The organism is Klebsiella sp. CN_Kp091 (genome assembly GCF_040065095.1).
GTDB classification, from domain to species: domain Bacteria; phylum Pseudomonadota; class Gammaproteobacteria; order Enterobacterales; family Enterobacteriaceae; genus Klebsiella; species Klebsiella aerogenes.
Window position 1 is genome coordinate 46,742 of record NZ_JBEAIO010000007.1, and the last position, 12,902, is coordinate 59,643.

Annotated in this window: 14 protein-coding genes; 10 read left to right on the forward strand and 4 right to left on the reverse strand. The window is 54.1% G+C overall.

What is annotated here, in order from left to right:
* Positions 1–262: 262 nt before the first annotated feature.
* The 9 genes from ptsG to ABLV17_RS08105 all read left to right on the forward strand — a co-directional run bounded on the left by ptsG (position 263) and on the right by ABLV17_RS08105 (position 8,064).
* Positions 263–1,696, forward strand: coding sequence for a PTS glucose transporter subunit IIBC (ptsG, locus tag ABLV17_RS08065; protein WP_045393695.1), 1,434 nt, complete (start codon positions 263–265; stop codon positions 1,694–1,696).
* A gap of 257 nt (positions 1,697–1,953) precedes the next feature.
* Positions 1,954–2,310 carry a purine nucleoside phosphoramidase gene (hinT, locus tag ABLV17_RS08070; protein ID WP_087857996.1) on the forward strand — a complete coding sequence of 119 codons (357 nt, stop codon included), beginning with the start codon at positions 1,954–1,956 and terminating at the stop codon, positions 2,308–2,310.
* Between the two features lie 4 nt (positions 2,311–2,314).
* Positions 2,315–2,689 (forward strand): YcfL family protein, encoded by a 375-nt coding sequence (locus ABLV17_RS08075; RefSeq protein ID WP_087857995.1) that lies wholly within the window; start codon positions 2,315–2,317, stop codon positions 2,687–2,689.
* A 21-nt stretch (positions 2,690–2,710) separates the two neighbouring features.
* Entirely contained in the window at positions 2,711–3,349 is a 639-nt protein-coding gene (lpoB, locus tag ABLV17_RS08080) for a penicillin-binding protein activator LpoB (RefSeq protein ID WP_308959035.1), read from the forward strand.
* On the forward strand, positions 3,330–4,157 hold the full coding sequence (gene thiK, locus ABLV17_RS08085; RefSeq protein WP_113374194.1) for a thiamine kinase: 828 nt from the start codon (positions 3,330–3,332) through the stop codon (positions 4,155–4,157). Before lpoB ends, thiK begins: the two co-directional genes overlap by 20 nt.
* Positions 4,158–4,180: 23 nt before the next feature.
* Positions 4,181–5,191 carry a beta-N-acetylhexosaminidase gene (gene nagZ / locus ABLV17_RS08090; protein WP_183269023.1) on the forward strand — a complete coding sequence of 337 codons (1,011 nt, stop codon included), beginning with the start codon at positions 4,181–4,183 and terminating at the stop codon, positions 5,189–5,191.
* 36 nt (positions 5,192–5,227) lie between these two features.
* Complete coding sequence (gene ycfP, locus ABLV17_RS08095; RefSeq protein ID WP_087857991.1) at positions 5,228–5,770, forward strand: alpha/beta hydrolase YcfP; 543 nt, start codon at positions 5,228–5,230, stop codon at positions 5,768–5,770.
* 244 nt (positions 5,771–6,014) lie between these two features.
* The gene (locus ABLV17_RS08100) at positions 6,015–7,319 is read left to right on the forward strand and encodes an NAD(P)/FAD-dependent oxidoreductase (RefSeq protein WP_087857990.1); all 1,305 of its coding nucleotides are present in this window, start codon (positions 6,015–6,017) and stop codon (positions 7,317–7,319) included.
* A gap of 205 nt (positions 7,320–7,524) precedes the next feature.
* Positions 7,525–8,064, forward strand: a complete 540-nt coding sequence (locus ABLV17_RS08105) for a glycine zipper 2TM domain-containing protein (protein WP_020079139.1) — start codon at positions 7,525–7,527, stop codon at positions 8,062–8,064.
* A gap of 57 nt (positions 8,065–8,121) precedes the next feature.
* Here ABLV17_RS08105 and ABLV17_RS08110 read toward each other — a convergent pair whose 3' ends face one another.
* From ABLV17_RS08110 to ABLV17_RS08120, 3 genes are all read right to left on the reverse strand, one after another.
* On the reverse strand, positions 8,122–10,311 hold the full coding sequence (locus ABLV17_RS08110; protein WP_308958975.1) for a TonB-dependent siderophore receptor: 2,190 nt from the start codon (positions 10,309–10,311) through the stop codon (positions 8,122–8,124).
* A gap of 225 nt (positions 10,312–10,536) precedes the next feature.
* Positions 10,537–11,172, reverse strand: a complete 636-nt coding sequence (locus ABLV17_RS08115; RefSeq protein WP_087857988.1) for a TetR/AcrR family transcriptional regulator — start codon at positions 11,170–11,172, stop codon at positions 10,537–10,539.
* Positions 11,169–11,288 (reverse strand): hypothetical protein, encoded by a 120-nt coding sequence (locus ABLV17_RS08120; RefSeq protein ID WP_161801890.1) that lies wholly within the window; start codon positions 11,286–11,288, stop codon positions 11,169–11,171. The genes ABLV17_RS08115 and ABLV17_RS08120 overlap by 4 nt, the downstream gene beginning before the upstream one ends.
* Positions 11,289–11,421: 133 nt before the next feature.
* On the opposite strand from ABLV17_RS08120, the gene bhsA reads away from it, so the two are divergent.
* Complete coding sequence (gene bhsA, locus ABLV17_RS08125; protein WP_045375056.1) at positions 11,422–11,679, forward strand: multiple stress resistance protein BhsA; 258 nt, start codon at positions 11,422–11,424, stop codon at positions 11,677–11,679.
* A gap of 230 nt (positions 11,680–11,909) precedes the next feature.
* On the opposite strand, the gene ABLV17_RS08130 is transcribed toward bhsA, so the two are convergent.
* The gene (locus ABLV17_RS08130; protein ID WP_271031905.1) at positions 11,910–12,869 is read right to left on the reverse strand and encodes a L,D-transpeptidase family protein; all 960 of its coding nucleotides are present in this window, start codon (positions 12,867–12,869) and stop codon (positions 11,910–11,912) included.
* Between the last annotated feature and the right edge of the window lie 33 nt (positions 12,870–12,902).

Genomic DNA, 12,902 nt, shown 5'->3' on the forward strand with positions numbered 1-12,902 from the left:
TAAAGCGAGTAAAGTTCACCGCCGCGACAGAGGCGGTGAACGCATTTTTGCAACATACAGATACACATTATGTAAATCAGTGTAAATTTTTATATGTTGACTGAATGAAACGTGATAGCCGTCAAACAATCTCCGCGTTAATTATTTTACTCTGTGTAATAAATAAAGGGCGCTTAGATGTCCTGTCCACGGCCCGGTTCTCCCCCCGAGCCAATGCGTGAAAACGTAAAAAAGTACCAAATACTCAGGAGCACTCTCAATTATGTTTAAGAATGCATTTGCTAACCTGCAGAAGGTCGGTAAATCGCTGATGCTGCCAGTATCCGTACTGCCTATCGCAGGTATCCTGCTGGGCGTCGGTTCTGCCAACTTCAGCTGGCTGCCAGCCGTGGTTTCTCACGTCATGGCAGAAGCAGGCGGTTCAGTATTCGCCAATATGCCGCTGATCTTCGCAATCGGTGTTGCGCTTGGCTTCACCAATAACGACGGTGTATCCGCACTGGCTGCAGTCGTAGCTTACGGCATCATGGTGAAAACCATGGCGGTAGTCGCGCCGCTGGTTCTGCATTTACCTGCTGAGGAAATCGCAGCGAAACACCTGGCTGATACCGGCGTGCTTGGCGGTATTATCTCGGGTGCGATTGCAGCCTACATGTTCAACCGCTTCTACCGTATCAAGCTGCCTGAATATCTGGGCTTCTTCGCGGGCAAGCGCTTTGTGCCGATTATCTCTGGTCTCGCTGCTATCTTCACCGGCGTGATCCTGTCCTTTATCTGGCCGCCGATCGGTTCCGCCATCCAGACCTTCTCTCAATGGGCGGCTTACCAGAACCCAGTTGTGGCGTTCGGTATCTACGGCTTCATTGAGCGCTGCCTGGTACCGTTTGGTCTGCACCATATCTGGAACGTACCTTTCCAGATGCAAATTGGTGAATACACCAACGCTGCAGGCCAGGTGTTCCACGGCGACATCCCGCGTTACATGGCAGGCGACCCGACTGCAGGTAAACTGTCTGGCGGCTTCCTGTTCAAAATGTACGGCCTGCCGGCTGCAGCTATCGCGATTTGGCACTCTGCTAAACCAGAGAACCGCGCCAAAGTCGGCGGTATCATGATCTCCGCTGCGCTGACCTCGTTCCTGACCGGTATTACCGAGCCGATCGAGTTCTCCTTCATGTTCGTCGCGCCGATCCTGTATATCATTCACGCGATTCTCGCAGGCCTGGCATTCCCGATCTGTATCCTGCTGGGTATGCGTGACGGGACTTCGTTCTCTCATGGTCTGATCGACTTTATCGTTCTGTCCGGCAACAGCAGCAAACTGTGGCTGTTCCCGATTGTCGGTATTTGCTACGCGATCGTGTACTACGTCGTCTTCCGCGTGCTGATTAAAGCGCTGGACCTGAAAACGCCGGGTCGTGAAGATGCAACAGAAGACAGCAAAGGCGCCGCTACCAGTGAAATGGCCCCGGCTCTGATTGCTGCTTTCGGCGGTAAAGAGAACATCACTAACCTCGACGCATGTATTACTCGTCTGCGCGTGAGCGTGGCTGATGTAGCGAAAGTTGATCAGGCTGGTCTGAAAAAACTGGGTGCTGCTGGCGTAGTTGTTGCAGGTTCTGGCGTTCAGGCCATTTTCGGTACCAAGTCCGATAACCTGAAAACCGAAATGGATGAATACATCCGCAACAGCTAAGACGTAGTGTGGGGAGACTAAGGCAGCCAAATGGCTGCCTTTTTTACGTCGGTATTCTGGTCATTGTTTGGCAATATCCGGAAAATGGGGAGAAATGCTTATTCCCTCAGCAGCTAAGTCTATAGTTGAATAAGAAAAACTGCATTCAGGTTGAAAGAGAGGGAGGAAGTCGCTCATACTCTTAGCTGATCCTGTGCATTCGTGTTTATCTGCAGAGGCAGGCCGGAGCACGGTATAAAACTAATAAGGAATCAGTCATGGCAGAAGAAACGATTTTCAGCAAAATCATTCGCCGGGAAATCCCGTCGGATATTGTTTATCAGGATGAGCTGGTCACCGCTTTTCGCGATATCTCTCCGCAGGCGCCGACCCATATTCTGATTATCCCGAATATCCTGATTCCGACCGTAAATGACGTCACTACCGAGCACGAACTGACTTTGGGCCGTATGATGACCGTCGCGGCCAGGATTGCCCGTGATGAAGGCCTGGCTGATGACGGCTACCGCCTTATCGTTAACTGCAACCGCCATGGCGGCCAGGAAGTCTACCATATTCATATGCACCTGCTGGGCGGTCGTCCGTTAGGCCCGATGCTGGCGCATAAAGGCTAAACCGATGCGCGCTGCTTATTCAGGCGTTTTGATTCTGACGGCGCTACTGGCCGGATGTAGCTCGCGCCCGGAAATTCCGGTTGGCGAACAGCAGACTTTGGTGATGGAATCCAGCGTTCTGGCGGCGGGTATCAGCGCCGATCCGCCGTCGGTCACCGCCTCGGAAATCCAGGCCACCGCTACCTCAAGATTATTTAATGAACGGCAACAGCCCATAACCGTGCACTACCGTTTCTTCTGGTATGACGCCCATGGGCTGGAGATGCATCCGCTGGAACCTGCGCGAAGCGTGACGGTTCCAGCCCACTCGTCCGTGGTGCTCTACGGCAGTGCCAATATTCTCGGGGCGCACAAAGCCCGTCTTTATCTTTATCTCTAAGAGGTCATCATAATGATTAAAATGTGTCGCTATGCGTTAATCACTGCACTGGCGATATTCCTGGCAGGCTGTGTGGGGCAACGAAATGAACCTGCGCCAGTCGAGGAGGCCAAGCCGAAGCCGGAACAACCTGCGCAGCCGCAGCCGACGGTACCTGCCGTGCCGACGGTGCCAACGCAGCCGGGTCCAATCGAACACGGCAGTGAACAGCCTTCGCAGCCGTCCCAGCCCGCGCCGCGCGTTCGCCACTATAACTGGGACGCCGCTGTGCAACCGATGATCGGTCAGATGCTGCAGGCGGGCGGCGTGAACGCAGGTAGTATTCTGCTGGTGGATAGCGTCAACAACCGTACCAACGGATCGCTGAACGCATCCGAAGCGACCTCCGCGCTGCGCAATGCGTTGGCGGGCAACGGCAAGTTTACGCTGGTCTCCTCGCAGCAGCTCTCCGTAGCGAAACAACAATTAGGTCTTTCGCCGCAGGACAGTCTTGGCAGCCGCAGCAAAGCGATGGGAATTGCGCGCACAGTTGGCGCTCAGTATGTGCTGTATTCGAATGCCACCGGCAACGTCAACGCGCCGGAGCTGAAAATGCAACTGATGCTGGTGCAGTCCGGCGAGATTATCTGGTCAGGCAAAGGTGCGGTTCAGCAACAATAAGCTAACGCGCGACGAGCTCTTGTCGCGCTTTTTTCCCCGCTATTCGCCTGTCGCCGCGCTGACTGAAAACGGTCTTAGCGGCGGCAGCTGCATTATCAGCGATGGCGTTCGTCGGCTGGTGTTGCGCCAGCCGCACGATCCGCTGGCGCCGCTCAGCCATTTTCTACGCCAGTACCGCGTGCTTCAGCGCCTTCCCGCGACCCTTTCGCCGGCGCCGGTGTTCTTTTCGCCGTGCTGGATGGTGGTGGAGTATTGCACAGGGGAAGTGAAAAGCGGGCTGCCGGAATGCCCCTCGCTTGCCGGGTTATTGTATCATCTGCATCAACAGCCGCGTTTTGGCTGGCGTATCGAGCTGGCGCCGTTGCTTGAATTGTACTGGCAGCAGTGCGATCCGGCGAGGCGTACGGTTTTCTGGTTACGCTGGCAGAAACGGTTATTACGCCGGCGAGAACCACAGCCGTTGCGTTTGGCGCCTCTGCATATGGACGTCCACGCCGGCAATATAATTCACCGCGACGACGGGCTGCGCTTGATTGATTGGGAGTATGCCGGAGACGGCGATATCGCACTGGAACTGGCGGCGGTATGGTGCGATGCCCCTACGCGTCGTCAGCTGCTTAAAGCCTATTCACGGCTCGCGCATCTTGATGAGCGTCAGCTGCGGCGGCAAATACAACGCTGGCGACCGTGGGTGCTCATGCTGATGGCGGGATGGTATGAACGGCGCTGGCAGCAGAGCGGCGACCGGCAATTTATTACGCTGGCGGATGCGACATGGCGTCAGCTAAAAATAGAAAATAAAGGATAAGAGAGGTCTGTGTGGGTCCGGTAATGTTGGATGTCGAAGGTTTTGAACTGGATGCGGAAGAGCGTGAGATTCTGGCTCATCCTTTGGTCGGCGGCTTAATTTTGTTTACCCGCAACTACCACGATCCGGCGCAATTGCGTGAACTGGTACGTCAAATCCGCGAGGCCTCGCGTAATCATCTCGTGGTGGCGGTAGATCAGGAAGGCGGACGCGTGCAGCGTTTTCGCGAAGGTTTTACTCGCCTGCCGGCTGCGCAGTCTTTTGCCGCTCTGCTGGGGGTGGAAGAGGGCGGTAAACTCGCCGCTGAGGCCGGTTGGCTGATGGCCAGCGAAATGATCGCCATGGATATTGATATCAGCTTTGCGCCGGTGCTGGATGTCGGCCATATCAGCGCCGCGATCGGTGAACGCTCCTGGCATGAAGACCCGCAAAAAGCGTTGGCGATGGCGCGTCATTTCATCGACGGTATGCATGCCGCCGGCATGAAATCCACCGGTAAACACTTCCCGGGCCACGGCGCGGTGACGGCGGATTCACACAAAGAGACGCCGTTTGACCCGCGTCCGGCAGCGGAAATTCGCGCCAAAGATATGGCGGTGTTCAAAAGTCTGATCGATGAGCAACGGCTGGATGCGATTATGCCGGCGCACGTGATTTACTCTGACATCGATCCGCGGCCGGCTAGTGGTTCAGAATACTGGCTGAAAACGGTGCTGCGCGGCGAGCTGGGCTTTGACGGCGTCATCTTCTCTGACGACCTGTCGATGGAAGGGGCGGCGATCATGGGCAGCTATGCTGAACGTGGACAGGCATCGCTCGATGCCGGTTGCGATATGATCCTGGTCTGCAATAATCGTAAAGGCGCGGTGAGCGTATTGGATAACCTGTCCCCGATCAAAGCAGAGCGTGTTACAAAATTGTATCATAAAGGTTCATTTACCCGTCAGGAACTGCGAGATTCCGCGCGTTGGCAGACGGTCAGCGCACAGCTGGAGGCGCTCCATGCGCGCTGGCAAGAAGCGAAGTCTGCGTAATTAACCTGAAGGGCGTTGTTGTCTGGTGAGGATACGATGATTATCTATTTACACGGTTTTGACTCTAACAGCCCCGGTAACCATGAAAAGGTGCTGCAGCTGCAGTTTATCGACCCGGACGTGCGGTTGATTAGCTACAGTACGCTCCATCCAAAACATGATATGCAGCATTTGTTGAAGGAAGTCGACAAAATGCTGCAGCTCAATGCCGACGATCGGCCGCTGATATGCGGTGTCGGGTTAGGTGGCTACTGGGCGGAAAGGATTGGTTTCCTGTGCGATATTCGCCAGGCCGTGTTCAACCCGAATCTGTTCCCTCACGAGAACATGGAAGGGAAAATCGACAGGCCGGAGGAGTATCAGGATATCGCCACCAAGTGCGTGAACAACTTCCGTGAAAAAAATCGCGACCGTTGCCTGGTAGTGCTATCACGCCATGATGAGGCGCTGGATAGCCAACGTTCGGCTGACTTGTTGCATCATTATTACGAAATCATCTGGGATGAAGAACAGACGCACAAATTTAAAAGTCTTTCACCGCACCTGCAGCGAATAAAGGCTTTTAAGACCCTCGGCTAATCCTGTTTTGTCATAATCAGCCCGCAGCGTGCAAACGCCGCGGGCTTTTTCTTGTCCATAATTGACGTTGTTCGTTTAAAAAATATGCGGTAAAACTTGATGCACATCAATTTTGGTATGACCAATGTTCCGTTCATGCTATTCTCGGTGCTGCTGAATGGTTTCATCGCTGCAACCTATTGTTAACTAAGAGCTATTTGAATAACTTTTAATTAACAATTGGTTAATAATTTTAGGGGGTCTTGTGACTACGCCATTGAAAAGAATCGTTATTGTAGGTGGTGGTGCCGGCGGACTGGAACTGGCTACTCAGTTGGGTAGAAAGCTGGGCCGCAGCAAAAAAGCGAAAATTACGCTGGTGGACCGCAACCATAGCCACCTGTGGAAGCCGTTGCTGCACGAAGTAGCGACCGGTTCTCTGGATGAAGGCGTTGACGCGCTGAGCTACCTGGCGCATGCGCGCAACCATGGTTTTCAGTTCCAGTTAGGCTCGGTGGTGGATATCAATCGCGAAGGGAAAACCATTACCCTCGCGGAACTGCGTAACGAGAAAGGCGAGCTGTTGGTTGCGGAGCGTAAGCTGCCGTACGACACGCTGGTAATGGCGCTGGGCAGTACCTCCAATGACTTTAACACGCCAGGGGTGAAGGAAAACTGTATTTTCCTGGATAACCCGCACCAGGCGCGCCGTTTCCATCAGGAAATGCTCAACCTGTTCCTCAAGTATTCTGCAAATCTCGGTGCGAACGGTAAGGTCAATATCGCTATCGTCGGCGGCGGGGCCACCGGAGTTGAGCTGTCGGCTGAGCTACATAATGCGGTGAAACAGCTGCATAGTTACGGCTATAAAGGGTTGACCAACGAAGCGCTGAACGTGACGCTGGTCGAAGCCGGTGAACGTATTCTTCCGGCGCTGCCGCCGCGTATTTCCGGCGCCGCGCACAATGAACTGACCAAACTCGGCGTTCGTGTCCTGACGCAGACCATGGTGACCAGCGCAGACGTTAACGGCCTGCACACTAAAGATGGGCAGTTTATTGATGCCGATCTGATGGTATGGGCGGCGGGTATCAAAGCGCCTGATTTTATGAAAGAGATTGGCGGCCTGGAGACCAACCGTATTAATCAGCTGGTGGTGGAGCCGACGCTGCAGACCACCCGTGACCCGGATATTTACGCCATCGGCGACTGCGCCTCCTGCGCTCGCCCGGAAGGTGGGTTTGTCCCACCGCGCGCCCAGGCGGCGCACCAGATGGCAACCTGCGCGCTGAATAACATTCTGGCGCAGATGAAAGGCAAAGCGCTGAAACCGTATGTCTATAAAGATCACGGTTCACTGGTCTCGCTGTCGAACTACTCCACCGTTGGCAGCCTGATGGGCAACCTGATGCGCGGCTCGATGATGGTTGAAGGGCGAATTGCGCGCTTCGTGTATATCTCGCTGTATCGCATGCATCAGATTGCGTTACACGGCTATTTCAAAACCGGCCTGATGATGTTGGTAGGACGCATTAACCGCATCATTCGTCCGCGTCTCAAGCTGCACTAAGCGGCAAGCAATCAGGATAGCGTCATCGCGGCGCTATCCTGAAAACACAGCATATCCTTCTGCCAGAATCGCTAATTCCTGTTAGGAATCCTCTGAATCCCCTTGATTTGCCGTAGGTTCCCGCATTTTTCATCCGCTTTCTGATTTGCATACCCCCTGAGCAGAACGCAGAATTGCTAGTAACAGCAATGAAGGAGGAACTCCCGTGAATAAATCAATGTTGGCGGGTATTGGGATTGGCGTTGCCGCCGCGTTGGGCGTCGCCGCCGTTGCCGGTCTCAATGTATTAGATCGTGGCCCGCAATATGCGCAAGTGGTGTCCAGTACGCCAATAAAAGAAAGCATAAAAACGCCGCGTCAGGAATGCCGCAACGTGACCGTTACCCATCGTCGCCCGGTTCAGGATGAAAACCGTATTGCCGGTTCCGTTCTCGGCGCGGTCGCCGGCGGCGTGATTGGCCATCAGTTTGGCGGCGGTCGTGGTCGAAGCGTAGCGACCGTTGTCGGCGCGTTGGGCGGCGGCTATGCCGGCAACCAAATTCAGGGCTCAATGCAGGATAACGACACCTATACCACTACCCAGCAGCGCTGTAAGACGGTCTACGATAAGTCGGAAAAAATGCTCGGTTATGACGTCACCTATAAAATCGGCGACCAGCAGGGCAAAATCCGCATGGACCACCAGCCGGGGGCGCAAATCCCGCTGGACAGCAACGGTCAGCTGATTCTGAATAACAAAGCGTAAAACAGCAGTTTTAAGCTATTAGCCCCTCAATCACTCAGGCTGAGGGGCTTTTTTTTATCAGAACGTTAACGCGTAGTTCAGGCCGAAGGTCCGGCCGCGGCCTTTATATTCGTACAGCCCGGCGCTGCCATAGGTTGGACTATACAACAGCGGCGCACGCTGTCCCCAGATGGTGACGTAATCCTCATTCAGCAAGTTCTCGATGCTAAAGGTCAGTTTACCCACCGGGAGCAGATAGCTACCGATAAAATCGACGGTATTGTACCCATCAAGCTTATTGCCGCTGGCATCGCTTAAATCAAATACCTGCTGGCTTTGCACACGCAGCGACCACGGGTCCGGTGCCCAGCCGACCCAGGCAGTAGCTTTCGACGGCGAGGCGAGGGTGACGTCCCACTTCTGCCAACTGCCATCAGTTTTTACTTGCGATTTCAGCACGTTGAAGTTAGCACCCAGACTCCAGTCGCTATCAGGCACGAAGTAGTCCACCGCGCCTTCCACGCCGTAAATGCGTCGTTTATCCGATTGCACATCAATGGTCATATCGCTGCGGTTAACCACGATAGTTTTGTCTGATGTCGAGTAATAAGCGGCAAGCTGGGTGCGCAGGTTGTCGCCGGTGTAGCGCCAACCCAGCTCCCAGGAGTTAACTTTGATCCCCTGCAGCGGCGAGTCGCCGACGTTAACACTGGAGACCAGCGGCAGATGGCCGTTGACCGCGGCGCCGTAGCTGCCGATACCGTAATATTTACCCGGATCCGGGAGTTCGACGCCCTGAGAGAAGTTAAACCAGGTCTGCTGGCGTTCGGTAATGTGGGCGACGATCCCGGCGTTAAAGAGGAAGTTATCATAATCGGTCTTGCCGCCAGGAATGGCGTCAGCCGACCGGTATTTACCTTTGGCGACATCCTGCTGTTGCGCATAGCCGACAAAATCATCAACCCGATTTTCCGTCCACTGATAACGGACGCCGCCGCTAAGGGTGAAGATGTCGTTCAGGTCATAACTGCTTTGCAGGAACGGCGCGAGATTGGTGATGCTGTAGCCAGGGTAACGGCCCGTGGTATAGGCTGACTGGTTGTTCAGGCCGCCGGAAGCCATCGCTTTATCCAGATCGAAAAACATCTGGTTGGAATTAAAGGTTTCATGGTCGGCATCAATGCCCCAGGTTAGATCCCATCCCGTTAGCGGCTGGCTGTTGAAGGTAACTTTAGCGCCGTACTGGTCGGTATCCTGCTGTGAGGCGGAAAAACTGCTGATTTTACCTTTGCTCAAGGCCGGGAAGGGGTAGAAGGTCAGCGATTCGTCGCGATAGTAAATCTGGCTGACCAGGTTCTGACCGAAGAAGTCGGCGTCGGAATATTGCAGGCTGATCAAATGACGTTCGGTGCCGGGTACGCGGTCAGAGTTAAGCCCGTTAGAGGTCCAGGCTTTACTTTCGCCAAGTACCGCTGACATATCTTTGCCCAGATTCAGGCCATAATCATCGCCCTGGCTTTTATAGTACTGCGTGACTAGCTGGAGCTGACGCTGGTCATCGATTTCTATGGTACCGGTGCCCATCACGTCGAGTCGGTCTGAATGCTGTAAGCCGGTTTGCGTATTATCGAGGATCAGCGCGTCATTGTTGCCGTCATACCAGCCGCCGAAGCGCTGATAGGCCACCGATAGACGGCCGGAAGCATGATCGGTACCGCCGCTGACGGCCGCCGCCACCCGTTCATCATGGTCGTTGCTATTGGCAAAGCCGGTTTTACCACCCAGCTCCAGATCCACCTGGCGTTCCTGCTGGCCTTTTTTCGTAACGATATTAATCAGACCGCCGGTACTACCGCCGCCGTATAACGACGTCGCGCCGGAAATAACTTCAATATGCTCGATGTTAAACGGATCGATGGCATCAAGCTGGCGGCTATCGGTGCGCGATGAATTGAGGCGCACGCCGTCGATCAGCACGACGATGGCGCGTCCGCGCATGTTCATGCCGTAGTTGGTACGCCCCTGGCTGCTGACATCTATCCCGGGGATCAGCTGCGCGAGGACATCTTTAAACTCTTTACCTCCCTGAACCTGTTGCTCGATTTCCTGGCCTTCAATCACCCAGGTGGTTTGCGCCATCTCAGCGACGGTACGGTGGTTACGGTTGGCGCTGACGATAATATCGTCTTCATCGGCAGCCTGCGCAGTAAACGCTGGCAGAGCGGTGGCCAGCAGCAGAGGATTGAGCAGCCAGAGGCGCTTGTTCATTCGCATTCCTTGATATGAGTTAGTCAGTACTGTTGTTATTTTTTTCAGCCACAGGCGCGGCTGTTACAGCGTGAAACATATAGAAAGACAAATGCGAATTTTGCACATATTGATTATCGTTATCAATATCATTTACAACAAATCAACATAATGAAAATATTGAGAAAAGTAAGGGTATTCAGCAGAAGGGGAAAAAACCGGCGAGCGATGGTCGCCGGTAGGGGATTAAGGTTGCAGGATTTGCGGCCACAGGCGCAGCGTAGTGTCGCTTATTTGTTTCAGGGTAGCGAAATCAGCGCCTTCGCGCGCGCTGATTGACATTCCTTGCAGCACGCAGTTTAAAAACTGCGCCAGCTGCAAGACATTGCCCTGCGCAGGGAGCTCGCCGCGCTGCTGGCGTTGCTGTAAAAATTGCGTCAGCGTTTGTTCCTGCACCGCGTGGCGCGACTTAATGGTGTTGGCGATATCGGTTGACGAGGCGGCCAGCGCCGCGGAGGTGTTAATCATAAAACAGCCTGCCGGGGTATCTTTGCTGGTAAAGCAGGTGGCGACGGCGGTGAAATAGTCGCGCAGCGCCTGATCGACGGTTTTAGCGTCATCGAATAGCAGGGCTTCGTGTTTGGCGGCGAAGCGGGAAATGTAGCGATCCAGCACCGCGCGGAATAAGCCTTCTTTGTTCACGAACTCGGCGTACAGCGTCGGGGCTTTCGCACCGGTCGCTTCGACGAGATCGGCCAGCGAAGTTGCTTCATAGCCGTGCTGCCAGAAAAGTGTCATGGCCTTGTCCAGCGCCGCGTCCCTGTCGAACACTTTAGGTCGGCCACGGCTTTTTTTTGTGCAACTTTGAACGTCAGTTGTCATGATGCCGTTGTACCTATGTTGGGTTGTTGAACGGCCATTATAAAAATAAACGTGTCATGCTGCCAGCGGCAGAAGTCCAAAAATAAATAATTCATATATGTATGAAAATTAAGCATTTTATAAATAGTTAAATGATCGTTATAAAAATGAGTTGACCTGTGACGTGGATCACATTATCATTTACCTATCGATCGTTAAGTTAATTCTTACGACCCTACTATAAAAATCATCTGCATAGGTATAATAATCATGAAAAACGTCCAAAAACTGGCACTTGCCGCCGTACTGAGCTCACTCTCATTCGCAAGTTTCGCCGCTGTTGAGGTGCAATCCACCCCAGCAGGTCAACATAAAATCGGTACCGTTTCCGCATCCGCCGGCACCAATCTGGGTTCGCTTGAAGATCAGCTGGCGCAGAAAGCCGACGAGATGGGGGCGACCTCTTACCGTATTACTTCGGTAACCGGTCCTAACACCCTGCACGGTACCGCGGTTATCTATAAATAAATGTTGTAACCCCTGTCATGCCACTGACAAAACGCGTTCCTGACCCCCTTCAGCAGAACGCGTGTAGTAAGCAGTAAAAGTCGTTCCCTTTGTTATGCCACTCTCGCGACGCGGTCCACACCCCTTCATGGGACCGCGCCCCGCGAAACCTCGTCAGCGACGCTGACGATTGCCACAAAAAAACCCGCCGTGCCTGGCGGGTTTTTTACTTTCTGCAATTCGGAAATGCATTACAAGGCTTGCTCGGCGGAAACCTGATGGCGGGTCACATCGATCGGCATTCCTGAACGCAGCTCCATCGCGCTTTCCATCACCTGCTGATTGGTCTGCGGCGCCTGTTTAAAGTTCTTCATGCTGGCGTTCAGGACGATTGGCAGCGTCTGCGGATCGTCATTGATATGTTCGGACAGCGGCTGGTGGACTTCCACCAGACGGGTACCGTTTGGTTCTACCGAAACTTTGATTGGTTCGTTGATGATATTCACCCTGGTGCCCGGCGTGATTTTGTTATACAGCGACTTGATATCGGCATCGCGCAGGCGGATACAGCCTGAACTGACGCGCATCCCGATACCAAAATCGGCGTTGGTGCCGTGCAGCAGATAGACGCCGCCGTAGGCCGCGAGACGAATCGCGTGATGCCCCATCGGGTTATTCGGCCCGGCTGGAACGACCGCAGGTAAATCGATCCCCATCGCTTTATATCGTGCGCGGATGTTGGCGGTTGGTGTCCAGGTGGGGTTGGCGCGCTTATCGGAAACGGTAGTGACCATCGTCGGGGTCAGAGTATCGCCGCCAAGCTGGCCGATACCGATCGGGTAAACGGTCACGCTATTCTGTCCCGGCGGATAGTAGTACAGGCGCAGCTCGGCGATATTGAGCACCAGACCTTCACGGGGGGCGTCAGGCAGCAGCGTCTGTAACGGGATAGTCAGCACGCTCCCGGCGCGCGGCACATAAGGATCGACGCCAGGATTAGCCTGCAGCAGCGCGAGAAAACCGACGTTGTATTTTTTAGCAATCGCTTCCAGCGATCCGCCGTTATCCTGCACCACATGAAACTGATTCTCCCCGACCAGCCGGCTACCGCTCGGCGGTAGCGGCCAGGTATTGGCGCGGGCGGGAAGGGCCAGCGTCGCCGCGAGAGCGAATGCCGTAAGCCAGGTTGAAACACGCGAGATATTTATCATTACCATAATTCCACAATAAACAAACGGTTATTT